General features: G+C 70.4%; 6 protein-coding genes. 3 read left to right on the top strand and 3 right to left on the bottom strand.

Going from position 1 to position 26,731, the window contains the following annotated elements:
* Positions 1-50 precede the first annotated feature (50 nt).
* The 3 genes from ACIBTM_RS20215 to ACIBTM_RS20205 form a co-directional block, all read right to left on the bottom strand.
* The gene (locus ACIBTM_RS20215; protein WP_007029404.1) at positions 51-260 is read right to left on the bottom strand and encodes an MbtH family protein; all 210 of its coding nucleotides are present in this window, start codon (positions 258-260) and stop codon (positions 51-53) included.
* Positions 257-22,489 (bottom strand): non-ribosomal peptide synthase/polyketide synthase, encoded by a 22,233-nt coding sequence (locus ACIBTM_RS20210; protein ID WP_395878598.1) that lies wholly within the window; start codon positions 22,487-22,489, stop codon positions 257-259. Before ACIBTM_RS20210 ends, ACIBTM_RS20215 begins: the two co-directional genes overlap by 4 nt.
* 220 nt (positions 22,490-22,709) lie before the next feature.
* Positions 22,710-24,053 (bottom strand): lysine N(6)-hydroxylase/L-ornithine N(5)-oxygenase family protein, encoded by a 1,344-nt coding sequence (locus ACIBTM_RS20205; protein WP_395878597.1) that lies wholly within the window; start codon positions 24,051-24,053, stop codon positions 22,710-22,712.
* 137 nt (positions 24,054-24,190) lie between these two features.
* Here ACIBTM_RS20205 and ACIBTM_RS20200 point away from each other — a divergent pair, with 137 nt between their 5' ends.
* From ACIBTM_RS20200 to ACIBTM_RS20190, 3 genes are all read left to right on the top strand, one after another.
* Entirely contained in the window at positions 24,191-25,138 is a 948-nt protein-coding gene (locus ACIBTM_RS20200) for a methionyl-tRNA formyltransferase (protein ID WP_395878596.1), read from the top strand.
* A gap of 100 nt (positions 25,139-25,238) precedes the next feature.
* A complete protein-coding gene (locus ACIBTM_RS20195) occupies positions 25,239-26,204 on the top strand; it encodes an RNA polymerase subunit sigma-70 (RefSeq protein WP_395878595.1) in 966 nt (321 codons plus the stop codon).
* A complete protein-coding gene (locus tag ACIBTM_RS20190) occupies positions 26,204-26,641 on the top strand; it encodes a PPOX class F420-dependent oxidoreductase (protein WP_395878594.1) in 438 nt (145 codons plus the stop codon). The genes ACIBTM_RS20195 and ACIBTM_RS20190 overlap by 1 nt, the downstream gene beginning before the upstream one ends.
* Positions 26,642-26,731: the final 90 nt, after the last annotated feature.

Genomic DNA, 26,731 nt, shown 5'->3' with positions numbered 1-26,731 from the left:
TCCTTGCGCCTGGCGCACGGAAGGGGTCCTTCATGTACCTCAGGTGCCGGTCAGGACTCCATGGCCTTGACAAGTGAAGCCGGCCGCAGGTCCGTCCAGTTGGTCTCGACGTATTCGAGGCATTCCGGACGCGAGGCCGGGCCGAACTTCGTGGTCCAGCCCGCCGGGACCTCGACGAACTCGGGCCACAGGCTGTGCTGCCCTTCGTCGTTGACGAGCACCAGGTACGTGCCGTCGGGGTTCTCGAACGGGTTCGTCATTCCTTGTTCTCCTTCTCTGCGGCCGGTGAATCAGCCCGGCGGATGAGCGCGTCCAGCGCGAGGAACCAGCCTTCCGCGAGTTCCCGCACCGAGCCTTCGGTGAGCACGGCCCCCGGCCACGACCAGTGTGCACCCAGCTCCGGGCCGCCGGGGCGATCCTCGGCCAGTGCGTTGACCGTCAGCGCGTGCGAGACCGGCATCCCCTCGTCGGCACCGAGTTCTGCCGCCTCGGCCTCCGGGGCGTACGACCAGTCGGTCGCTTCGGGGACGCCGATCCGGCCCAGGTAGTTGAACTCGATCTGCGGCTTCGCGAACTTCGCGAGTTCCGGCCCGGTCTGCGGGTTGAGGTGGCGGAGCACGCCGTGGCCGATGCCGCCGTCCGGCAGTCCGTCGAGGTGAGCCTGGACCCTCTTCAGCGCGTCGGCGGCGGAGGCGCCACCCGCGAACGCGTCCTCCAGGTCGACATCGCCCAGGTCCAGGCACACGGGCACGACACTGGTGAACCAGCCGACCGTCCGCGAAAGGTCCGCGCCGGCCGCCAGTTCCTCCTCGCGGCCGTGTCCCTCGACGTCGACCAGCACCGCCTGTCCCCCGTCACGGCGCCACCGGGCGACGGCGAGAGCGAGGCCGGTGAGCAGGACGTCGTTGATCGTCGCCCCGAACGCCGACGGCACCCGGGAAAGCAACGGGGCCGTCCGCTCGGCGGGCAGGGTCAGAGACACCTTCCGCACGGTCGCCTGCACGTCCCGAGCGGGGTCGAGCGGCCGGTCCAGCGGGATCGGATCCCCACCGCCCAGCACCGACTTCCACTGGTCCAGCTCGCCGTCGCGGTCCTGCGTGGACAAGACCCGCGCCCATCGCCGGAACGAAGTGTCCACAGAGGACAGCTTCGGCGGCTCGCCGAGCGCGACCGATTCCCACGCGGAAGCGAGGTCCGGCAGCAGGATCCGCCACGAGACGCCGTCGACGGCCAGGTGATGGATCATCAGCAACAACCGGCCTGGCGCCGACGAGCCCGCGTCGAACCACGTCGCGCTCAGCATCACGCCGTCGTCCGGATTCAGCCGACCTCGGGCCGGCTCCGCGTGCCGCTCGATCAGCGCGAACAGATCGCCGCCCCCGGCGTAGACACGCTCAACGAGCACGTCGGCCGATTCGGCGACCCGGAGCACCCAGCCGTCCACCGACCGGTCGAGCCGCGCGCGCAACATGTCGTGCCTCGCCACCAGCGCACCGAGCACGGTCTTCAGCTGCTCACCGGTCATCCCGGCGGGCGTCCGCACCAGCGCGGCCTGATGGTAGCCGTCGATCGGACCGCCGAGTTCACGGAGCTCGTGCATGATCGGCGTGAGCGCGACCGCTCCGTCGTCCTCGATCCGCTCCGCGACCTCGGCCAGCGCCGCGACCGTCCGGCCCGCGAACACCTCGTGCGGGGTGATCTTCAGCCCGGCCGCGCGTGCCCGGCCGACCAGCCGCATCGCGACGATACTGTCCCCGCCCAGGGCGAAGAAGTCGTCTTCGGCACCCAGTTCCGGCACGTCGAGCACTTCCGCGAAGAGCGCGCACAACGTCTTTTCCAGCGCGGTCTCGGGCGCGCGGCCACCGGCCAGCTCCGAGTAGTCCGGTGCCGGCAGCGCCTTGCGATCCAGCTTCCCGTTCGACAGCACGGGAAGCACGTCGAGCGTGACGAACGCCGCCGGGACCAGGTAGTCCGGCAACGTCTCGGCCGCGAACCGCCGCAGCTCGTCCCGATCCACAGTGGACACCACGTACGCCACGAGTTGCTTGACCCGAGGACGGTCCTCACGCACCAGGACGACGGCCTGCGCGACACCGTCGTGCCGTTCGAGCACGGCCTCGACCTCGCCCGGCTCGACCCGGAACCCGCGGATCTTCGCCTGATCGTCGGCGCGCCCGCCGAAGTCCAGGCGCCCGTCCGCGGTCCAGCGGGCGAGGTCTCCGGTGCGGTACATCCGGGCTCCCGCCGGGCCGAACGGATCCGCCACGAACCGCTCCGACGTCAGCGCCGTCCGCCCGAGATAGCCGCGGGCGAGCCCGGCACCGGCGAGGTACAGCTCCCCGGTGACCCCGGGCGGCACCGGCCGCAACGCCGCGTCCAGCACGTAGGCGCGGGTGTTCGCGACCGGGCGGCCCACCAGCGGTGTCTCGCTGTCGCCGATCCGCGCGACCAGCGCGTCCACAGTGGACTCGGTCGGCCCGTACAGGTTGAAGGCCTCGGTGCCGTCCAAAGTGGCCAGACGGCGCCACAGGCTCTCGGGCACCGCCTCACCGCCGACCCCGATCACCGCGAGGGGGCACCGGTCGCCGTCGAGCAGGCCCGCGTCCGCCATCTGCGCGAAGAACGACGGCGTGACCTCGATGAAGTCGAAGCCCTCCCGTTCGATCAGCGCGGCCAGCAGTTCGGGGTCGCGCCGGGTCTCCTCGTCCACGATGTGCACGGCGTGCCCGTCGAGCAGCCACAGTTGCGGCTGCCAGGAGGCGTCGAAGGAGAACGACCACGCGTGCCCGACCCGCAGATGCGGTTTGCCGGTGGCCTCGACCGCGGGCCGGTGCAACGTGGCACGGTGGCTCTGGAACAGGTTCACCACGCCGCGATGCGGGACGACGACCCCCTTGGGCGTCCCGGTCGAACCCGACGTGTAGATCACGTACGCCGGCTGCTCCGGGACGAGCGGGCGAACACGGTCCCGGTCGGTCAGGTCGTGCGACTGCCGATCCTCGGTGACGAGCGCGCAGAGCGCCAGTGTCTCGATCTCGGTCCGGGGCAACGACTCCAGCAGCTCGGGCTCGGTCAGGATCACCTTGGGCCGTGCGTCGGCGAGCATCGCGGACAGCCGTTCGGCCGGATAGTCCGAGTCGAGCGGCAGGTATGCCGCCCCCGCCTTGTGGACCGCGAGGATCGCCAGGAGCACGTCGGCCGAACGTGGCAGCGCCAGGGCGACGAAGTCCTCGGCCCCCACACCGTGGGCGACCAGCGCCCTGGCCAGCCGGTTGGCGCGCTCGTTGAGTTCGGTGAAGGTCAAGGCGACCGCACCGGACACCACCGCCGTCGCGCCGGGCGAACGCCGGACCTGGTCCTCGAACAGACCGGCCACAGTGGACGGTGCGACAGCGAGCGCCGTCCCGTTCCACTCGCGCACGATCAGGTCCAGGTCGGCCTCACTCAGGATGTCGGCCCTGCCGACGGGCGCGTCCACATCGGACACCATCGCCGCGAGCACGCGCTCCATCGCGGGGAGAAGCCGTTCCGGCAGGCCGGCGTCGAACAGGTCGGAGCGGTACTCCGCGGTGAGCTTCAGCCGCGCTCCCGGCTCCACTGCCCAGGTGAGCGGATAGTGCGTGGAGTCGTCGTGGCGCACGATCTCCCCGCGCAGCCCGGCCCCCGTCTCGTCCTCGTCCGCGCCTGGGTAGCTCTCGAACACCATCAGTGTGTCGAACAGTTCTCCCAGCCCGGCGCCGCGCTGGACGTCGGCGAGCCCGAAATGCTGGTGCGCGAGCAGTCCGGACTGTTCGTCCTGGACCCGGTCGAGCAGGTCGCCCAGCCTTTCGGCCGGGTCGAGCGCGATCCGCACCGGGATGGTGTTGATGAACAGGCCGATCATCCGCTCGACCCCGGCCAGTTCGGGCGGGCGCCCGGCGACCGTCGCGCCGAACACGACGTCCGAACGGCCGGTGAGCCTGCCGAGCACGATGCTCCACGCCGTCTGGACCAGCGTGTTCAGGGTCAGGCCGCGTGAACGGGCCAGTGCGGTGAGCGCCTCGGTCGCCTGCTCCGGCAACTCCAGCGACAGCCGCTCCGGCAAGGCCGGGACGCGCTGCGGGTCGTGCGGGACGAGATGGGTCGGCTCGGTCAGGCCGTCGAGCGCCCGCCGCCAAGCGGCCTCGGCCGCTTCCTGGTCCTGGCTCCCGAGCCAGCCGAGATGGTCGCGGTACTGGCGGGCCGGTGCCGGCTCGGCTCCGGCGTAGAGCTGGGACAGCTCCGCGAACAGCTGCGGTACCGACCAGCCGTCGAGCAGCACGTGCTGGTGGGTGAACACCAGCCGGTGCCGTCCGTCCGGCAGGGCGAAAAGCAGGAAGCGCAGCACCGGCGCGGCCGCCGGATCGAAGCGGCGCCTGTCGTGGGCCATCTCCGTTTCGACGGCGTCCGGCGAATCCACGAAGCGCCAGGGAACCGTGACCGAACGCGCCACCAGCGCGACCGGGCGACCCGACGCGAGGTAGCGATAGCCGGTCCGCAGGACGGCGTGCCGGTCGACGAGTGCCTGAGCCGCGTCGCGCAGCCGAGCCGGATCGAGTGGCCCGTCGAGATCGAAGGACACCTGGACCGTGTAGACGTCCGGTCCGTCGCCGTCCATCGTCGCGTGGAAGAGCAACCCGGCCTGCAACGGCGTCAGCGGCCACACCTCGGCCGTGTCCGGCGCGACGTCGAGGATCTCCGCGCGCTCGCTCGCGTCGAGCTCCACCAACGGCTTCCCGCTCCCGGGCGCGGGTGTGTCGAGCCGCACCGCGCTGACCTCGGCCAGTGCGGCGACGGTCCGGTGCCGGAAGACGTCACGCGGGCTCAGCAGCAGCCCGGCACTTCGCACGCGGCCGACCAGCTGCATCGCGACGATGCTGTCCCCGCCGAGGCGGAAGAAGTCGTCGTGGACACCGACCTTCTCCAACCCGAGCACCCCCGCGACGAGCGACGCGAGCAGTTCCTCGCGAGGCGTGCGCGGGGCGTCGTCGGTGACCTCGCCGGAGAAGTCCGGCGCGGGCAACGCCTTGCGGTCGAGCTTCCCGTTGGGTGTCAACGGCAGCGCGTCCAGCACCACGAACGCGGACGGCACCATGTACTCCGGCAGAGCGGTCTCCGCGAGCCGCCTGGCCTCCTCGACGTCGGCTTCCCCGGTCAGGTACGCGACGAGCCTGCCCTCCCGCAGAACCACCCGGGCGGAGAGCACGGACTCGATCTCGCCCAGCTCGATCCGGAAGCCGCGCAGTTTGACCTGGTCGTCGGCGCGGCCGAGATAGTCGAGCGCGCCGTCGGCCCGCCACCGCGCGAGGTCGCCCGTGCGGTACATACGCTCCCCCGCGGCGAACGGGTTCGCCACGAACCGTTCCGCGGTGAGCCCGGCCCGGCCGAGATACCCGCGCGCGAGCTGCTTGCCCGCCAGGTACAGCTCGCCCGCCACACCGGGCGGAACCGGCCGCAGCCGGGAGTCGAGCACGTGAACCTGCGTGTTCCACACCGGACGTCCGATGGGAACGGTGTCATCGACGACCTCCCACGAGGTCACGTCCACCGAGGCTTCTGTCGGCCCGTAGAGGTTGTGCAGCGGGACGGTCACGCGAGCGGCCAGCTCCGGCGGCAGCGCCTCGCCACTGCACAGGACGCGGCGGACGCCGTGCCACTCCGGCTCTTCGGCGAGGAACGCCTCCAGCATCGACGGGACGAAGTGCAGGGTCGTGATCCGCTGGTCGCGGATGAGCTCCTCGAGATAGCGCGGATCCCGGTGCCCGTCGGGTTTGGCGACCACCAGCGTCGCTCCGGTGATCAGCGGCCAGAAGAACTCCCATACCGAGACGTCGAAACTCGACGGCGTCTTCTGCAACACCCGGTCATCGGCCGTCAGGCCGTACTCGTCCTGCATCCACAGCAACCGGTTCACGATGCCCTCGTGCGGCACCACGACACCCTTCGGGCGACCGGTCGATCCGGACGTGTAGATCACGTACGCCGGAGACGCGGGATCCACGACCCGCCCCAGGCTCTCGCCGGAGTAACCGTCCAGCATCGGCAACTCGTCGAGGACGACCGCCGGGGCGGCGTCTTCGAGCATGAACGCGATGCGATCCGCCGGATAGTCCGTGTCGAGCGGCAGGTAGGCCGCACCCGCCTTGTGCACCGCGTACAACGCGATGACCAGATCGATCGACCGCGGCAACGACACCGCCACCACCGACTCCGCACCCACACCCTGTTCGACCAGCCACCGCGCCAGCCGATTCGCCCGCGCGTCGAACTCGACATACGACAGTTCGGTGCCCTCGAACACCACGGCGGGAGCATCCGGCGTCCGCGCGACCTGCGCCTCGAACAACTCCGGCAGTGTGCTCGCCGGGACGTCGTGCGAGGTGTCGTTCCACTGCCCGAGCAGCGTGCGCTCGTCCTCACCGAGGACGTCGAGCTCGCTGACCGGGATCGCGGGATCGGTCGCCACCTGCTCCAGGACCGTCACCAGGCGCCGCGCGATCGACTCGGCGGTGGCGTGGTCGAACAGATCGGCGCTGTACTCGATGGCACCCGAGATCCCGGCGCCGTTCTCCAGGAAGCCGAATTCGAGGTCGAACTTGGCGACGCCCTGCGCGAAGTCCTCTTGCTCCGCACGAAGGCCGGGCAGCTTCAGTCCCTCCTCGGCTTCGGGCAGATACACCACCATCACCTGGAACAGCGGGTGCCTGGCCAGCGAACGTTCCGGGTTCACCGCGTCGACCAGCCGCTCGAACGGCAGCTCCTGGTGGTCGAAGGCCGCCAGGTCGGTCGCGCGCACCCGCGAAAGCAGGTCGCCGAACGCCGGCTCGCCGGACAGGTCGGTGCGCAACACGAGCGAGTTCACGAAGAAGCCGATCAGCGGCTCCAGCCGTTCGTCGACGCGGCCGGAACCCGGTGCGCCGAGCGGGATGTCGTCCCCGGCGCCGAGCCGGTGCAACAGCGCCGCGACCGCGGCCTGCGCCAGCATGAACATGCTGACGTCGTACCGCTGGGCCACCGCACGCAGCCGTTCGGTGAGCGCGGCGTCGATCGGGAAGGTGACGAGCCCACCGCGATGGCTCGACTCGGCCGGACGCCGCCGGTCCGCGGGCAGGGCCAGTTCGTCCGGCAGGTCCGCCAGCGCTTCCTGCCAGAACCGCAGGTGCCCGGCGGCCGTCGAGTCGAGCAGGTCACGTTGCCACAGGGCGTAGTCCGCGTACTGGACCGCAAGTTCTGTCCACTGTGGAGCGATTCCGGCGAGACGCGCCTCGTACGCGGTGGCGAGGTCGGCCATGAGCGGTCCCTGCGACCACTCGTCCGTCGCCACGTGGTGGATCACCAGCAGCAGGACATGTTCCCGCGGCGACACGGCGAAGACCGTGGCCCGGATCGGCAGTTCCTCGTCGAGGGCGAATCCGCGACCGGCTTCGGCGGACAACCGCGCCGGCAGGTCGCCCGCTTCTTCGAAACGGACCTCAAGGTGTGCGTCGGCCAAGATCCGCTGCGCCGCGACGCCGCCTTCTTCGACGAACACCGTGCGGAGCGGCTCGTGCCGCTCGACGAGATCGCCGACCGCCGCGCGCAACGCGTCCACGTCCAGCTCGCCGTGCAGACGCCAGGCGAGCGGGATGTTGTAGGTGGGCGTGACCCCTTCGAGCCGGTACAGGAACCACAACCGTTGCTGCGCGGGCGAAAGCGGCAGCACGTCCGGCCGGTTCCCGGCACTGAGGACCGGCTGGGCCGACGGTTCCGCGAGCCGTTCGGCCAGGGCCGCGACCGTGGGGGCGTCGAAGACGTCGCGGACCGTCACCGTGGCGCCCAGGCTCGCGGAGATCCGGCTGACCAGGCGCATCACCAGCAGCGAATGCCCGCCGAGCGCGAAGAAGCCGTCGTCGATCCCGACCCGCTCGACGCCGAGCACGTCGGCGAACAACGCGCACAGGGCCTCTTCCCGCGAGTTCCTCGGCTCGCGTCCTTCGGTGGTCGCGAACTCGGGTGCGGGCAAGGCCTTCCGGTCGAGTTTGCCGTTCGGGGTCAACGGGATCTCGTCGAGCACAACGAACGCCGAAGGCACCATGTGGTCCGGCAGCTTCGCGGCCACTGCTTCCCGCAGTCCGTCGGCCGAACCGACGACGTACGCCACCAGCCGGTCCTCACGGGCCACGACCACCGCACGCGTGACGGACTCGGACGCGGTCAGGGCCGCCTCGACCTCGCCGAGTTCGACCCGGAAGCCGCGGATCTTGACCTGGTCGTCCACGCGGCCCAGGAACTCCAGCACCCCGTCGTCCGACCAGCGCGCGAGGTCCCCGGTGCGGTACATGCGCTCCCCCGGGCCGCCGAACGGGTCGGCGACGAACCGCTCGGCGGTCAGCCCTGGGCGAGCCAGGTACCCGCGAGCGAGCTGCACACCGGCGAGGTAAAGCTCACCGGGGACACCCGGCGGCACCAGGTTCAACCGCGCGTCCAGCACATACGTCCGCGTGTTCCACACCGGACGCCCGATCGGGACGGACGGCGTCGTCTGGGCACCGGCCCGCCAAGCCGTCACATCGACGGACGCTTCGGTCGGGCCGTAGAGGTTGTACAGCGGCACGTCCACGCGGGCGGCCAGCTCCGACGGCAACGCCTCGCCACTGCAGATCACGCGCCGCAGGCCGGTGCATTCGGCGGACTCCAGGAACAACGCGAGCATCGACGGTACGAAGTGGACAGTGGTGATCCCGGCGATGCGGATCAGCTCCGCGAGATACGCCGGGTCCTTGTGTCCCTCCGGTTTGGCGACCACCAGTGTCGCTCCGGCGATCAGCGGCCAGAAGAACTCCCACACCGACACATCGAAACTCGACGGAGTCTTCTGCAACACACGATCATCAGCCGTCAGAGCGAACTCGTCCTGCATCCACAGAAGACGGTTCACGATGCCCGCATGCGGCACCACGACACCCTTCGGACGCCCCGTCGAACCCGACGTGTAGATCACGTAGGCCGGAGAAGACGGGTCGACGATCCGCCCCAGCCTCTCGGCGGAGTAGCCGTCCAACACCGGCAGCTCGTCGAGAACGACCGCGGGGGCGGCGTCTGCGAGCATGAACGCGATGCGATCGGCCGGGTAGTCGCGGTCGACCGGCAGGTAAGCGCCACCGGCCTTGTGCACCGCGTACAACGCGACCACGAGATCGACCGACCGCGGCAACGACACCGCCACCACCGACTCCGCACCCACACCCTGCTCGACCAGCCACCGCGCCAGCCGATTCGCCCGCGCGTCGAACTCCACATACGACAGTTCGGTGCCCTCGAACACCACAGCCGGAGCATCCGGCGTCCGCGCCACCTGCGCCTCGAACAACTCCGGCAACGTCGCGGCCAGGACTTCCCGCGAAGTGCGGCTCCATTCGGTGACCCGCGCGAGCTCGTCACCGACGAGGACGTCGAGTGCGGCGACCGACCGCTCGGGCTCGGCGGTGACCTGCTCCAGCAGCGACGTGAGCCGGTCCAGCAAACGCACGGCCGTCGCCTCGCCGGCGAGGTCTTCGGCGTACTCCAGCATCAACGTCGCGGTGGCGCCGTCATCGACCATCGTGAAGTGCAGATCGAACTTCGCCATGCCGGTGTCCATCTCGAACCACTCGGCGGGCAGCCCGAACACGTCGTGCGCGTCGCTCTGCCGGTGGTAGCCCACCATCACCTGGAACAGCGGATTGCGCCCCGGCACCCGCGGCGGGTTCAGCCGCTCGACGACACTTTCGAACGGCAGGTCGCCGTTCGAGAACGCGGCCAGGTCGGCCTCGCGCACCCGGTCGAGCAGGGCGGCGAACGTCGGCTCGCCGGAGAGATCGGTCCGCAGCACCAGTGTGTTCACGAAGAACCCGACGAGGTCGTCGAGCGCCGCGTCGGTCCGTCCGGCGATCGGCGCGCCCAGCGGGATGTCGTCCCCGGCACCGGTCCGGTGCAGCAGTGCGGCCACCGCCGCCTGGAGCACCATGAACGGGCTCGCTCCCGCCTTCGCCGCCAGGTCTCGCACCGCACCCGACAGTTCCCCGGAGAGCGGGGATTTGACCTTGCCGCCCTTACCCGTCGGCTGGAGCGGACGCGGACGATCCAGCGGCAGGGTCAGCTCGTCCGGCGCCCCGCGCAGTGACTCGGCCCAGTAGGCGACCTGGGCGGCACCGTGCCGAGTGAGGAAGTCCTTCTGCCACAGAGCGAAGTCGGCGTACTGCACCGGAAGATCCGTCCACACGGGACTGTCACCGGCGAGCCGCGCCTGATAGGCCGACGTGAGGTCGCCCAGGAACGGCCGGTCGGACCATTCGTCGGTCGCGCTGTGGTGCAGAACCAGCGAGATCACCTGGTCACCTTCACCGAGCCGCAGCACCCGCAGCCGGACCGGGATCTCCAGAGCCAGGTCGAACGGTGTCCGTGAGAGCTCGGCGATCCGGGCATCCAGTCCGGCTTCGTCGCAGTCCTCGACGGCGAACGGGATCTCCGGCGCGTCGAGAACACGCTGGTAGGGCCCTCCGTCGTGCTCTTCGAAGACAGTGCGCAGGACTTCGTGCCTCCCGATCACGTCGCCGAGTGCGGCTCGCAGCGCTTCGAGATCCAGGTCTCCGCGCAGACGGAAGGTCAGCGGGAAGTTGTAGGCGACCGCGTTCGCCTCCATCCGGTCCACGAGCCAGAGGCTGCGCTGAGCGGCCGAAAGCGGGATCCGATCGGGGCGTTCGGCGCGGACCACGGCAGGCCGCGCCGGTTCACCGCCACCCGCGCGAGCGGCCAGCTCGGCGACCGTCGGCGCCTCGAACAGGTCACGGATGGCCAGTTCGGCGCCGAGTTCGGTGCGGGCCCGGCTGATGAGCCGGGTGGCGAGCAGGGAATGCCCGCCGAGGTCGAAGAAGTTGTCCTCGACGCCGACCCCTTCCACGCCGAGGACCTCGCCGAAGAGCGCGCACAGCGTCTCCTCCTCGACGGTCTCGGCCGGACGGCTTTCGGCAAGCCGAACCGTCTGCTCGGCGTCCGGAAGCGCGCGGGTGTTGAGCTTGCCGTTGTCGGTCAAGGGCAGGGCGCCCAGTGTGACGAACGCGGCCGGGACCATGTAGTCCGGCAGTTCCGCCTTGAGCCGGTCACGCAGGCGTTGCACCAGCTCGCCGCCGCCGCGTGCCGCCGTCGGGCTGGTGGCGTACTTGGCCAGGCTCGTACCCACCGACACCGGCTGATGCACACCGGTGACCAACACGTCCGTTTGTCCCTTGTGGACGAATACGGCCTCGAACGCGCCGTCGGCCGACCAGGTGCAGTACACCCGGAACCCGAGCCGGTCGCCGAGTTCGTGCACGTCCTCCGGTTCGCCCCCGGCCGGAGCGCGGAAGAGTTCCAGGACGTCGATGAGCGGTGCACCGGCGTCCAGCGCCCGGGTGGCCTCGACCTCGGGAGTCTGGCGGGCGTCCGGGATCCGGCTCACCCGCAGCGTTTCCACGCCGCTGAGGTGGTCCTCCAACGCTGCCAGGGAACCCACTTCGTCCCAGGACAAGCGCGGCGCCTGCGCGACCGAGAAGACCTCGGCGGGCTCTTTCACCAGGACCGCGTCGTAGCGGTACCGGCTCAGCTCGTTGTGCAACCGGGCCCGTTTGATCCGGACCTGCGCGGCGACGTCCGGGAGCCGCCGCGCGAGCGCGGTGAAGTAGTCCGGGTCGATCAGCAGTTCCTTCTCCAGCGCGGCACCGCGTTCGATCGCGCGCCGCACCTGGGCGATATCGGAGGTCGCGTCGGCGCGGGTCAGCTGGATCGCGGTGTGGAAGGCGCGGGCGAGCCGCAGGTTCCGGACGTCGCCGACGAACAGTGCGCCGCCGGGCGCGAGCAGGCCGATCGCCTGGGTGATGACGTCGGTCAGGTAGTCGACGCTCGGGAAGTACTGGATGACGGAGTTGATCACGATCGTGTCGAACCGGCCGGCGGGCAGGCCGTCGAACACATGCGCCGGCTGGGCGCGCAGGTTCACCTTGGCCGCCAGCTCCGGGTCCTGTTCGAGCTCGCGGTTCAGCTTCGCGATCACCGGCGCGGCGAGGTCGGTGCCCCAGTACTCCTGGGCCAGCGGCGCGATCTGCCCCATGAGCAGACCGGTGCCGACACCGATCTCCAGCACCCGTTCGGGCTTCAACTCGGCGATCCGGTCGACGGTCGCGCGCCGCCATTCCCGCATATGCTCCAGCGGGATCGGGTCGCCGTCGTAACTGGAGTCCCAGCCCGCGAAATCCTCGGTGAACAGCGCCGTCGGGATCTCGGTGTACTCGTCGGAGTAGATCTGCTGCCATTCGCCGACCTGGTCGGCTTCCGCTTCGGCGCGCGCGTCCCCGCTCAGTTCGGCCGGGACGACGTACCCGATCAGCCGCTGCAGACCGGGCGCCGACGGGTCCGGCCGTGCGATGACGGCGGCCTGCGCGACCTCCGGGTACCGGCTGAGCGCGGTCTCGATCTCGCCGAGTTCCACGCGGTAGCCGCGGATCTTCACCTGGTCGTCGGTGCGGCCGAGGAAGTCGAGGTTCCCGTCAGCACGGCGGCGCACCAGGTCACCGGTGCGGTACATACGCCCGCCCCCGGGCACGAACGGGTCGGCGACGAACCGTTCGGCGGTCAGGCCCGGGCGGCCGAGGTAGCCGCGGGCCAGGCCTTCGCCCGCGATGTAGAGCTCACCCGCGACACCGTCGCGGACCGGCCGGAGCCAGGCGTCGACGATGTAGGCGCGGGTGTTCCAGATCGGCTTGCCGACGGTCGGGGTGTCGCTGTCGGTCGTGCCGCCGCCGAGCGTGTTGATCGTGTACTCGGTGGGGCCGTACAGGTTGTAGCCGTAGGTCCCGTCGGTGTCGCGCAGCCGGTTCCACACCGACTCCGACACCGCCTCGCCGCCGAGCAGGACCAGCGCCGGGCGGTGCCCCTCCAGCAGCCCTTCCTCGATCAGCAGGTGAGCGTAGGTCGGCGTCACGTTGACGACGTCGACCTCGTGCTCGTCGCAGTACGCCACGAGCGCCCGCGCGTCCCGGCGCAGTTCCTCGTCGCAGACGTGGACCTCGTGTCCCTCAACGAGCCACAGCAGTTCTTCCCAGGACATGTCGAAGGCGAACGACACGGTGTGCGCGATCCGCAGCCGCCGTCCGCCCGCCGACGCGATGGCCGGGGCGAAGATCGCGCCCTGGTGGTTGAGCTGCATATTCGTCAGGCCGCGGTACGGCGTGACGACGCCCTTGGGCTTGCCCGTCGAGCCCGAGGTGTAGATGACGTACGCCGGGTGTTCCATGCGGTCCGCGCGGCTCCGCGCGAACAGCGGGCGTTCGGCGTCGGAGATCGGGCCGTCGCCGAAGGCCCTGTCTTCGTGGTCGTCGACGAGGACCCGAGGCGTGGCGCCGGGCAGCGTCGCCGACACGTCCTTTGTGGACACCAGGCACAACGGTGCGGCGTCCTCCAGCATCATCGCGAGCCGCTCGACCGGGTAGTCGAGTTCCAGCGGAAGGTACGCAGCACCCGTCCGCAGCACGGCGAACAGCGCGACGACCATGTCGATCGAGCGCGGCAGGCCGAGGGCGATCACCTGTTCCGGCGCGGCACCCTTGGCCAGCAGCAGCCGGGCCATCCGGTTGATGCGCGCGTCGAGTTCGGCGTAGGTCAGCTGTTCGTCGCCGAACACCAAGGCAGTCTCGTCGGGAGTACGCTCCGCCTGGACGGCGAGCAGATCCGCGATCGTGTCCTCGATGACGGGATGCTCGGCCTCGGCCCAGCCCGCTTCCAGCGCGGCACGGTCCTCGGTGGACACCGTGGCCAGCGCGGAGACCGGTTTCGCCGGGTCGTCGACGATCTGCCCGACCAGTGACGTGAACCGGTCGAGCACCGACGCGGCCTCGGCGGTGTCGATGACGTCGTCCCGGTAGGACAGCGTGACCCGCGTTTCCTCGCCCGGGGTGACCACCAGCGTCAGCGGGTAATGCGTGGCGTCGATGTTCAGCAGATCGGTGATGCCGTGCCGGTGACGGAGGCCGTCGCGCCGTTCGTCACCATCGGCGTTGCGCAGCACGAAAAGCGTGTCGAAGAGGACGCGGTGCCCGGCCTCGCGCTGCAGGACCCCGAGGCTCATGAACTCGTACGGGGTCAGGTCCATCCGCTCGGACTGCAGGCGCCGCACCAGATCCAGCACGGATTCGGCCGCGTCGAGCCGCACCCGCGTGGGCACCGTGTTGAGGAACAGGCCGATGGTGTTCTCGATCTCGGGCACGGCCGCGGGCCTGCCCGCGACCGCGGCGCCGAACACGACGTCGTGGCGTCCGGTCATGGTCGACAGGACCAGGCCCCAGGCGGCGTTGAGCACGGAGTTCACGGTGAGGCCGTGCCTGCGGGCCTGCTCGCGCAGCCTGCGGCTCAGGCCGGCGGGCAGCACGGTGTCCAGGTTGACCGGGGTCGCCGGAGCCAGGTCGCGGCCTTCCGGCCCGACGACGGTCGGCTCCGCGAGGCCGGACAACGCCTCGCGCCACGCGTTCGTGGCGGCCTCGATGTCCTGCCGGTCCAGCCAGCGCAGGAAGTCCACATAGGACCCGGCCGCGGGTAGCGTCCGGTCGTCGCCGCCGAGGTCGTACAGCGCGAACAGCTGCTCGATGAAGAGCCAGGCGGACCAGCCGTCCCAGAGCAGCAGGTGCCGGTTCAGCACCACCCGGTCGCGCCCGTCACCGAGCCGCACCAGTTTCAGGCGGAACAGCGGCGGGGCGCCGAGGTCGAACCGCGTCGCGCGGTCTTCGGCCATCAGCTCGTCGAGCTTCGCCTGTTGCTCGTCTTCGGGCAGCGTGGAAAGGTCCACTTCGGACATCGGCGGGGCGACCTCGGCCGCCACGAACTGGACCGGGCCGCGCAACCCCTCGCTGGTGAAACCGGCGCCCAGGCTCGGGATCCGCCGCAGCAGCGCGGACACCGCCGAACGGAGCCTGCCGGCGTCCAGGCGGTGATCGAAGTCGATCGCCTCCTGGATCGTGTAGATGTCCACCCGGTCGGAGTTGTAGCTGGAGTGGAAGAACAGGCCTTCCTGCAGCGGTGACAACGGCCAGACGTCGGCGACCGGCACCGGGCTGGACCGCTCGACGCGGGCGATCTCCTCCTGGGTCAGCGACACCAGTTCGAGGTCGGACGGCGTGAGCCCCACCGGCGCGTTCGTGTCCACGGCCGCGAGATCGACCAGGGCGGCGGCCCAGCGTTCGGCGAGGGCTCTGCCCGCACCCGCGAACGTGGCCGTCAGCCTCGGCCCGTCCTCGGTCTCCTCGCAGGCGACCCCGATACGCACGACGTGGTCGCCGGACGGTGGCACGGCCATGTACCCGGCGACCTGCCACTCCCCCGGCCCTGCCGGAACGCGGCCGTCGTACCGCAGGGCGATCCGCGGTTTCGCGAGCCCGGCGAGCAGCGGGCCGGTCTGGGCGCCGAGGTATCGCAGCGGGCCGTAGCCCTCGGGTGTCTTCCGGACGGTTTCCTTGACGGCCTTGAGCATCGCCAGCGGTTCGCCGGACGCGGTGATCCGCACCGGGCGGACCGAGGTCAGCGCGCCGACCGTGTCCGAGGGGTCGACCCGGCCGTGCAGATCGACGAGCAGGTCACCGTCGACGGCGGCCTTCAACGCGGTCAGGAGGACGTCGGTCACGTCGCCGTGCACGGCGGACGGCAGCGCGCCGACGAGTGTCCGGGTGTCCTCGACGGACAGCGTGATCCGGCGTTCGGTGACATCGCCGTCACCCTCGAAGGAGACAGGTGCCAGCGTCTCGGCCCAGTGCTCGATCTCGCCGAGCAGCGCGGGATCCTGCGCCGCGCCGGTGATCCGGCGGGCGATGGCCCGCAACGACGTCCGCGCCGGGGTGAACACCGGCGGGCGGCCGTCGGTCACGGCCTGCCAGGCGATCGCGAGATCGGCGGACACGGTGGTCAGGCTCCGCGCGTCCAGCAGGACCGGATGCGCGAGCAGCAGCAGCCTGCCCGGTTCGTCGAACCAGACGGCCTGCAGCAGATTGTCGGTCAGCCTGTCCGCGGCGTCCCGGTGCTCGTCTTCGAGGGATCCGGTCGCGTGACGAAGCAGGTCCGCGGCCTGGACAGTCCCATGTGGACGGACTTCGAGCGACCACAGCACCGAGGCGACCCGCGACAGCCGGAGCCGCAGGCCGTCGTGGTGGTCGAGCACGAGCTGCAGGGCCGCGGCGAGGGTCTCGAGGTCGGCATTGGAGGGCACGGTCAGCAGCACGGACTCCGGCCGCACCGCGTCGCCCAGCTCACGCAGCCGGAGCATTTCCGGCAGCAGCGGCAGCGCGCCGACACCCTCGATGTCGGCCACCGGCTCCGCCGGCGTGACGGACGCGGCGAGCGCGGCCGGGGTCCGGAGTTCGAACACGTCCTTGGGGCTCAGCTCGAATCCGGCCCGCCGGGCACGGCTCGACACGGCGATCGACGAGATGCTGTCGCCGCCCAGCAGGAAGAAGTCCCCGTCGGCGCCGACGGTCTCCAGGCCGAGGACGTCGGCGAAGATCCGCGCGAGCACACGCTCCTGATCGTTCCCCGCCGCGTCCCCGGTCCGGCCGGTCTCGGGCGCGGGCAGGGCCCGGACGTCGAGCTTTCCGCTGGGGGTCAAGGGGAATTCGTCGAGGACGACGAACGCATGCGGGACCATCGGGGCGGGCAGTGCCTCGCCGAGTGCGGTCCGCAGGCGCTCCGGATCCGCGCTCCCGGCGACGTAACCGACGAGCGCGCCGTCCTTCGCCACGACGGTCGCGGCCTTGACCCCCGGCTGCGCGACGAGAACCGCTTCGATCTCGCCGAGCTCGATCCGGTTGCCGCGGATCTTCACCTGCCGGTCGGTGCGGCCGAGGTACTCGATCTCGCCGTCGGTGCGGCGGCGCACCAGGTCTCCGGTCCGGTACATCCGCTGCCCCGGCTCGCCGAACGGGTCGGCGACGAAGCGTTCGGCGGTCAGCCCGGGCCGTCCGTGGTAGCCGCGTGCCAGCTGGACACCGGCGAGGTACAGCTCGCCCGCCACGCCGTCGGGTACTGGGCGCAGGCAGCCGTCGAGGACGTGCAGCCGTGTGTTCCACACCGGACGTCCGATGGGCACGGTGGCGCCGTCGGCATCGGTGCAGGCGAAGAAGGTCACGTCCACGGCCGCCTCGGTGGGGCCGTAGAGGTTGTGCAGCGGGACACCGGTGAGCGAGCGCCACCGTGCGGCGGTCTCACCGGGCAGCGCCTCGCCGCTGGAGAACACCTGACGCAACGAGCCGAGATCGCCGGTGGCTTCGTCGCTGCCGAGGAAGGCGGCGAGCATCGAGGGGACGAAGTGCAGGGTGGTGATCCGCCTGTCCCGGATCACTCGCGCGAGATAGGCGGGATCGCGGTGACCGTCCGGTTCGGCCAGCACAACCGTGGCGCCTTCGCACAGCGCCCAGAAGAACTCCCACACGGACACGTCGAAGCTCGACGGCGTCTTCTGCAGCACGCGATCCGAGGCCGTGAGCCGGTACTCGTGCTGCATCCACGCGAGCCGGTTGACGATCGCGCGATGCGTGACGGCCACGCCCTTCGGCCGCCCTGTCGAGCCGGAGGTGTAGATCAGGTACGCGGTGTTGTCCGGCCCGGCGGCCGCACCCTCGACATCTCCACCGGGCTCGCCGGTCACGGGGACCCGCGTCAGCCCGGCGACCGCCGGGATCCGCGCGGCCGTCCCGGGTTCGGAGAGGACGAGCCGCGCACCGGAATCGGCCAGCATGTATTCGAGCCGGTCGGCCGGATAGTCGAGGTCGATCGGCAGATAGGCTGCCCCGGCCTTGAGGACACCCAGCAGGGCGACCATCAGCTCGGCCGACCTCGGCACGGCGACGGCCACGACTTCTTCGGGACCGGCGCCCAGGGAACGCAGCCGGCGGGCCACATTCTCCGCGCGGGCGTCGAGGTCCGCATAGGACAGTTCGATGTCCTTGAACATCACGGCTGTCGCGGACGGGGTCTTGGCGGCCTGCTCGGCGAAGGCCTGGGCCAGCGTGCGCTCCAGCACGGGGTGCGAGGTCGCGTTGAGTTCGGCAAGGCGGCCGCGTTCGGCGGGTGACAGCAGGTCGAGCGCGGCGACCGGCAGGCCGGGGTTCGCGGTCAGCGTCTCCAGCAGCCGGGCGAACCGTTCCGCGAGGTGCCCGGCCGCGGCCGCGTCGATCCGGGCGGCGTCGAATTTGAGGCTGAACTCCAGGTCTTCACCCGGCGTCGCGATCATCGCGACCGGGAAGTGCACCGCGTCGGTGACTTCGACTCCGGTGATGCGGATGGCGCCGGACGCGCGCTCGTCGTCGCGCGGGAAGTTCTCGACGACGACCAGGGTGTCGAACAGTTCTTCCTGCCCCGCGCCCGCGAGGCGCTGCAGTTCGCCGAGGCCGAGATGCTGGTGGTCCAGCAACGCCGCCTGCTCGTCCTGCAGTCGTCGCAACACCGCGGCGACGGTCTCGGCCGCCGACCAGCGCAGCCGCACCGGCACCGTGTTGATGTAGAGGCCGACCGCCGATTCGAGGCCGGCGGCGCCGGTGTCACGGCCGGAGACCGTACTCCCGAACAGCACGTCGTCCCGGCCGGTGAGCCCGCCGAGCAGGAGACCCCAGGCGCCGTGCAGGACCGTGCCGAGGGTGAGCCCGTGCTCGCGTGCCATCGCGGACAACGCCGTCGTCGCCCGCTCGCCGAGGCTCAAGTGCAGCCGCGACGGTCTCGCCACCCCGGCCCGTTCGTCGATCAGCCGGGTGGGTTCGTCCACTCCGGACAATGCCGTCCGCCAGGCCTCGCGCGCAACCTCGCGATCGCGCGACGCGAGGCGCCGCAGGTGTTCGGCGCGGGTGCCCGCTTCCGGCAGTACGGGTGCTCCCCCGTACGCCGCGAGCAGTTCGCGCAGCAGCACCACGACCGACCAGCCGTCGGCGACGATGTGATGGAACGTGAGCGCCAGCTTGGCGCGATGCTCGCCGAGCCGGGTGAAGGTCGCCCGCAGCAGCGGCGGCCGGGCGAAGTCGAACCGGCGCGCACGCTCGGCTTCGAAGGCCGCCTCGGCGTCCTCGGCGGCCACCTCGCGCCAAGGCAGCTCGGCGTGCCGTGCGACCGTCTGGACGACCTGACCGCCGTCGAGCTGCCGGAAACCGGACCGCAGCGACGAATACCGGTCCAGCAGCGCCTGCACCGACCGGCGCAGCGCGTCGGCGTCGACGTCACCTTCGAGGTCCAGCACCTCCTGGACCGTGTAGATGTCGGCGGCCGACCCGCCTTCGAACTCCGCGTGGAAGAAGAATCCTTCCTGCAACGGCGTCACGGGCAGGACGTCGGCGTATTCGGCGAGGGACGCACGTTCGGCGCCGGTCAGCTCCAGCAGCGGCCGATCATCCACAGTGGACTCGGCGCTCACCGCTTCCGCGCAGATGGCCAGCGCCTCGGGAGTCCGGTGCTGGAACACCTGGCGCGGGGTGATGGCGAGACCTTGTTCCGCCGCACCCAGCACCAGGCGGATCGACAGGATGCTGTCGCCGCCGAGGGAGAAGAAGTCGTCATCGGCGCCGATCGTGGCCAGGCCGAGGACTCGTGCGGCGACGTCGCACAGGATCCGTTCCCGCTCGGTGCCCGGCGCGCGGCCGGTGGCGGCGGCGCCGAAATCCGGCAACGGCAACGCGGTCCGGTCGAGCTTGCCGTTCGGCATGATCGGCAGCCGGTCGAGCTCCACGAAGGCCGACGGAACCATGTAGTGCGGCAACGCCGATTCCGCGTGGGCGCGCAGATCTTTGAGCAGTACCGGCGATCCTGCCCGCGGGACGACGTACGCCACCAGGCGCCGGTCTCCCGGCTTGACCTCGCGCGGCACGACGGCGATCCGCTCGACCCCGGCGTACGCGGCGAGCGCGGATTCGACCTCCCCGGGTTCGATCCGGAAGCCGCGGATCTTGACCTGGTGATCGGTGCGGCCGAGGAAGTCGAGGTTCCCGTCCGCGCGCCAGCGGACGCGGTCGCCGGTGCGGTACATCCGCGCACCGCCACCGGCGAACGGGTCGGCGACGAAGCGTTCCGCCGACAGCCCCGGCCGTCCCGCGTAACCGCGGGCGAGCCCGCGTCCGCCGACGTACAACTCCCCCTCGACACCGGCCGGGACGGGCCGCAGCGCGGTGTCGAGGACGTAGCAGCGGGTGTTCGGATCCGGGACACCGATCGGGATCGGCCCGGTCCAGCCGGGTTCGGCCGCCCACAGTGTCGAGTTCACCGTCGCCTCGGTCAGCCCGTACGCGGCGACGACCTTCAGGTCTTCGGCCCAGCGCGCGATCAGTTCCGGCGGGACGGTCTCGGTGCCGACGATCAGCACCGCGCCCTTCGGCAGCTCGCAGTCCGCCGGAAGGGCCGCGACCAGCGACGGCGGCAAGATCATATGTGTCGCCGCGTTGGCGGCGATGTAGCCGGTCAGCTCGACGCCCGCGACGCGGCGGTGCGACGGCACGACGATCAGCGTCCCGCCGACGCACAGCGACATGACCAGATCCCAGACCGTCACGTCGAAGCCGGTGGAGGCGAACTGCACCACCCGGCTGTCCTCGCCGATGCCGATCCGCTCGGTCGCCGTGCTGATCAGGCTGCCGATCCCGTCGTGGGACAGGACCACACCCTTCGGCTTTCCCGTCGAACCCGAGGTGTAGATGACATAAGCGGCCTGGCTCAGCGCGATCCCGCTCACGTCCACAGTGGATGGATCGAGGTCCACGAGCTCGGCGGCGATCGCCGGGTCGTCGAGAAGGATCCGTTCGACGTCCACACCGGACGGGAGCTGCGCCGATTCCTCCACAGTGGACACCACGATTCCCGCGCCCGCGTGCGCGAGCATGTACGCGAGGCGGTCCTCGGGGTGGTCCAGGTCGAGCGGGAGATAAGCGGCCCCGGCCTTCATGACACCGAGCAGGGCGACCACGAGATCGGCCGAACGCGGCATGGCCACACCGACCACGTCCTCGTCACCGACCCCGCGTCGCCGCAGCAGCCGCGCGAGCCGGTTGGCGGCGGCGTCGACCTCGGCGTAGGTCATCCGGACGTCCTCGCAGACGACGGCCTCGGCGTCCGGTTTCCGTGCCACGATCCGGGCGAAAGCCTCGGGCCAGGACACCTCGGGCGACTCCGCGACCGCGGTCCCGAGCTCCAGCACCCCGGCCCGCTCCGCCACCGAAAGCAGGTCGATGGCGGCCAGCGGGAGGTCCGGGCCCGCCAGCAAGGCGTCCAGTACCGCGGCGAACCGGCGCCGATGGTCGGCGAGTTCGCCATCGGACGACACGGCCTCGTCGGCGTCGAAGTCGAACCGGAGGCCACGGCCCTCACCGGCGTCGTAGACGGCGATGGCGATGTCGCTGATCGGCCCGAGTTCGAGGTTGTGCACCTTCGCGCTCACGTCGCCGAACGTGAGTTCGCCGTCGACGGCCATGTAGTTCACGCTCAGCCCGACGAGTTCGTGCACCCCGCCGCTCGCGCCGAGCTCGCGGGCCAGGTCCTCCCCGCGGTACCGGCTGTGTTCCAGCAGGGCGGAGACCTTCTCCGCGACCTGGGCGACGAGTCGCGCAGGCGTCGTCTCGGGCCGCACCGTCAGCCGCAGCGGCAGGACGTTGGAGACCATGCCCGGCTGCTCACGCAGCGCGCGGGTGGTGCGCGCGGTGACGGGCAGGCCGAGGACGAGGTCTTCGGCTCCGGTCACCCGGTGGACGTACGCCGCCACGGCGGCGATCGCGACCCGGGACAGCCTCGTCCCCGCGTCCAGCGCGAACTTCCGCAACCGGCCCGCCTCCGCCGCCGGGAGTTCCCACGAATGCCTACGGAGCCGGACCCGGCCCGCCGACGCGCGGCCGAGCAGCCGCACCGGGTTCGGCCTGCCCGCGAGTTCGCCGAGCCAGTAGGCGCGGTCGGCTTTCGCGTCGTAGCCGGCCTCGGCCAATCCCGGCAGCGGCCAGGAGACCTCTTCGGCGGTGCCCGAATAGAGAGCGGCAGCGCGGCGGGTCAGGACGGCTTGCCCGTGTGCGTCCATGACCAGATGGTGGTAGCGCTGGAACCAGCGGACCCGGTCCCCGGCCAGGATCAGCAGCGCGTGCGCGGTCAGCGGCCCCCGGGCGGGGTCGGTCACGACGGCGAGTTCGGCCCGCGCCCACTCGTCGGCGGCCCGCTCCGGATCCGGCTCACCGCTGAAGTCGAGAACGGCGATCCCACCGGGAGCGACCGGACGCTGGACCGGTGTGTCACCGTCCAGCTCGACCGTGACATGCAGGCATTCCGCCTCCCCGACCGCCCGCCGGACGGCCTCGCCCAGCCGGGCGACATCGATGTCGCCTCGAAGCTCGGTGACCCAGCCGATCGTGTAGACCGGGTCGGCCGGGTCGAGCTGCTGGGCGAGCCAGATCCCCTGCTGTGCCGGGGTCAGGGGAAAGCCGCGGTTCATCGGGTTGCCTCCACCGTTCAGTAAGCGCTTGGGATCGTCCGGGCTCGGCGTCTGTTGGTGAACCCGCGTCCGCGATCGACGTCGGCAGGGCGCTGCCTCGCCAACCACCTCGCGCAGGTGAACAGGGCGCCCTGCCACCGCGATAGCGGGACCTTCGGCCATGGCGGGTTCACGCGTTTGGTCACCTTCTCGGGTCGATCTTCAGCTCCGCCAACAGGCCTCAGGCGGGCCCGGAACCGCTCACCGCGTACTCGGGCCGGGACGCGTCGGCGGCGCGCCGGTCCACAATGGACTGGAGGATCTCGCCGACCCGGACGGCGGTGTTGGACAGCAGCGAAGACGTGATGCCGTGCGTGTGCTCGGTACCGCCCTGGAGATAGATCCCGCCCTCGATCGGCGGCTCGGTGACGATCCGGTAGTCGCGTTCGACGCGAAGCCTGCCCTCGGCGTCGCGCGCGCAGGTGGAGGCGAGCTCGCCGAGCAACGGTGTCGGATCCGCCGGGCTGTACCCGGTGGCGTACACGACGAAGTCGGCGTCGAGCCTGGTCCGCGCCCCGGTCTCCAGCGCTTCGACGGTGACCCGCACCTCGGAGCCGGTGTCGGTGACCTCGGTGGGACGGGAGACGTTGATCAGCTTCAGCCGCTCGATCCCCTGCACCTTCTCGCGGTAGACGCGCCGGTACAGCTCGTCGATGAGCTCGATGTCCACGGCCGAGTAGTTGGTCGCGCCGTGGTAGCGCATCAGGCGATCCTTGACCGCTTCCGGCGCCTCGTAGAACCGTCCGACCGCTTCCGGGTCGAAGATCCGGTTGGCGAACGCGCTGTCGTCGGCCGGGCTGTAGCCGTAGCGCGCGAACACCGCGCACACCTCGGCATGGGGGAAGCGGTCGTGCAGCAGCGCGCTGACCTCCGCCGCGCTCTGGCCGGCGCCGACGACGACGAACCGGCGCGGTTCCTCGGCGGCCATGCCTTCGAGCCGGTGCAGGAGTTCGCTGTTGTGCCAGATGCGTGTGCCCGGCGTCACACCTTCGGGAAGATTCGGCCGCAACCCGGTGCCCATCACCAGATTCCGGGCGCGCAGGTTCACCAGTTCGCCGTCGGTGCGGGCGTGCACGTCGAAGAACACGATCTCGTCGCCGTCGAAGACCGGCGTCACCGAAAGCACCTCGGTGCCATAGGAAACCAGGTCGTCGACCTTCTCCGCCGCCCATTCGAAGTAGTCGTGGAACTCGATCCGCAACGGGAACAGGTTCTTGTGGTTGATGAAATCGACCAACCGGTCCTTGCTGTGCAGATACGACAGGAAGCTGAACGAACTGGTCGGGTTCCGCATCGTCGCCAGGTCCTTGAGGAAGGACACCTGCATGGTCGCGTTGTCGATCAGCATCCCGCGGTGCCAGCCGAACCGGACCTGGCGCTCGAGGAAGTGGGCCGTGACGGTCTCGGCCCCGGGCGCGGCGTTGTGCTCGGTGACGGCGATGGCGAGCGCGAGGTTCGAGGGACCGAACCCGACCCCGACCACGTCGTAGACCGGAACCCGTTCACCGACCACTGCTCGTGCCATCTTGAACCCCTTGCGCGGCTCAGCCGCATCTCGGTACTTCGCAACAAAGACCAGGGAACCCTAACCTAAGTTAGGTGAGGCTCAACTAGTACTTTCAGTGGTGATGTTCATCCCTCGACAAGGAGGAGGCCGGTCCCATGCGGGTCGCCATGTTCGGATACCAGACCTGGGGACACCGCACCCTGCGGGCGTTGATCGACGCGGGACACGATGTCGCCCTCGTCGTCACCCACCCGAAGAGTGACCACGCCTACGAGAAGATCTGGTCCGACTCCGTCGCGGACCTCGCCGAGGAGAACGGGATCCGCGCGCTGCTGCGGCAGCGTCCCGACGACGCGGAACTCCTGGCGGAACTGAAGGAAGCCGATCTAGACCTGATCGTCGCCAACAACTGGCGCACCTGGCTGCCGCCCGAGATCTTCGAGATGCCGCGGTACGGCACGCTCAACGTCCACGACTCGCTGCTGCCCGCCTACGCCGGCTTCTCGCCGCTGATCTGGGCGCTCATCAACGGCGAGAAGGAAGTGGGCCTCACCGCCCACATGATGGACGCCGACCTCGACGCGGGCGACATCGTGCTGCAGCGCTCCGTGCCGGTCGGGCCGAAGGACACGACCACCGATCTGTTCCACCGGACGGTCGACCTCATCGCGCCGATCACCACCGAAGCCATCGAGCTGATCGCGAAGGGGGACTTCACCCCCGTCAAGCAGGACAGGTCGAAGGCGAGCTTCTTCCACAAACGCGCCCTCGAAGACAGCCTCATCGACTGGTCGTGGCCCGCGGACGAGATCGAGCGGCTGGTGCGCGCCCAGTCCGACCCTTATCCCAACGCCTTCACCTACCACCGCGGCAAGCAGTTGCGCGTGATCCGCTCCTCGGTGTCGGTGGGCCAGTACGGCGGCACCCCCGGCCGGATCTTCATCCGTGAGGGTGAAGGCGTCGTGATCGTCGCCGGCCCCGAGTCGCGCCGCGGCCGGTCGCACGGGCTCGTCATCGAGCGGGTGCGGACCGAGGACGGCACCGAACTGGCCGCCACCGAGTACTTCCGCACCATGGGCGGATACCTCACCACCCGCCCCTGACCTGCGGTTTCGCCGGTCCCGCGAAAAAGTCATCGCAGGACCGATGAGTTCCGGCGAAGGGCGCCGTTACATCGGGTAAGAACACTCGATGGGAGGCGCCATGACCGACACGATCGCCGCGGCGAAGGCGGGAGACGAAACCGCCTTCGCCGCGCTCACCGGAGGGCACCGGCGGGAACTGCACGTCCACTGCTACCGGATGCTCGGCTCGTTCGACGAAGCGGAAGACGTCGTCCAGGAGGCGCTGCTCAACGCGTGGCGCGGGCTGGACACGTTCGACGGCGGCAACTTCCGCGCGTGGCTCTACCGGATCGCCACCAACGCCTGCCTCGACGCGATCCGCAAGAACGGACGGCGGGTGCCGTCGGCGCACTCGTTCGCCGAGATTCCTTGGATCCAGCCGTATCCGGACCGCCTGCTGGACGAAATCGCGCCGCCGGAGGCCGAACCGCACGCGCTCGCCGTCGCCAGGGAGACCATCGAACTCGCCTTCCTCGCCGCATTGCAGCTGCTGCCGCCGCGGCAACGCGCGGTACTGATCCTGCGCGACGTGCTCGGCTGGCAGGCTGCCGAAACCGCCTCCCTGCTCGATCTCTCGGTCCCCGCCGCGAACAGCGCCCTGCAACGGGGCCGCGCGACCCTGCGCGAACGCCTCCCGCACCAACGCGGCGAATGGTCGGTCGCGGCCCCTTCCGAAGAGGAACGGGCACTGGTCCGGCGGCTCGTCGAAGCCCACGACAACGGCGATTTCAGCACTTTGAGCAGTTTGGTCCGCGACGACGTCCGCGTCACCATGCCGCCGGAGCCCCACTGCTACATCGGCCTCGAACACCTCGCCAGGCACGGCAGGATCGCCGAGGAGATGGGCGAATGGCGCGCCGTCGCGGTCGACGCGAACCGGATGCCCGCCTTCGCCTCGTACCTGCGGCGTCCCGGCGACACCGTCTTCCGTGCCTTCAAACTCGATCTCGTCCGCGTCGTCGAAGGCAAGGCCGCGGAGTTCACCACGTTCGACAGTCACCTGTTCCCGGCCTTCGGCCTGGACGCCATCCTGGAGGGAAAGTAATGCCCGAGAAGATGACCGACGACCAGCGCCGCGCCTTCCTCGCCGAAGGCACCCGCACCGCCGTTTTCGCGACGGTCCGCCCGGACGGCAGGCCGCACGCGGTCCCGGTCTGGTTCGCCCTCGACGGCGACGACATCCTGGTCAACCTGGGTGCGGACACCGTCAAAGGCAAGGCGCTCAAGGAGAATCCGCGTGTTTCGATGGTCGCCGACGACCCGCTCCCGCCGTACTCGTTCGTCAGTGTCGAGGGCGTCGCGGAGATCGTTTCGGATCCGGACGGGGTCCGGCTCGGCTCGGAATCGATCGCTCGGCGGTACCTGGGTGAAGCCGGACAGGAGGCCATCGACGGCTGGCTGGCGTACGCGACGTCGCCGGGGAAGGTGATCGTGCGGGTGCGGCCGGAGCACTTCGTGGCGATCGCGAAGGTCGGCGGCTGACCGGCTTTGCGCCTTGCCGAGTACATGAAGGCCCCCATCCTTGCGCCTAAGTACAGGAAGGGGGCCTTCATGTACTTCTCAGCCCCCGCG

The sequence above is a fragment of the Amycolatopsis sp. NPDC049868 genome (assembly GCF_044461365.1).
Lineage (GTDB): Bacteria > Actinomycetota > Actinomycetes > Mycobacteriales > Pseudonocardiaceae > Amycolatopsis.
Note: the sequence above shows the minus strand (reverse complement) of the source record. Positions and strands in the feature narration are given on the sequence as shown.

Bases quoted from the DNA above. Each gene is read 5' to 3' on its own strand.
- ACIBTM_RS20215 (WP_007029404.1), bottom strand. From the start codon at position 260: ATGACGAACCCGTTCGAGAACCCCGACGGCACGTACCTGGTGCTCGTC.
- ACIBTM_RS20205 (WP_395878597.1), bottom strand. From the start codon at position 24,053: ATGGCACGAGCAGTGGTCGGTGAACGGGTTCCGGTCTACGACGTGGTC.
- ACIBTM_RS20190 (WP_395878594.1), top strand. From the start codon at position 26,204: ATGCCCGAGAAGATGACCGACGACCAGCGCCGCGCCTTCCTCGCCGAA.
- ACIBTM_RS20210 (WP_395878598.1), bottom strand. From the start codon at position 22,489: ATGAACCGCGGCTTTCCCCTGACCCCGGCACAGCAGGGGATCTGGCTC.
- ACIBTM_RS20200 (WP_395878596.1), top strand. From the start codon at position 24,191: ATGCGGGTCGCCATGTTCGGATACCAGACCTGGGGACACCGCACCCTG.
- ACIBTM_RS20195 (WP_395878595.1), top strand. From the start codon at position 25,239: ATGACCGACACGATCGCCGCGGCGAAGGCGGGAGACGAAACCGCCTTC.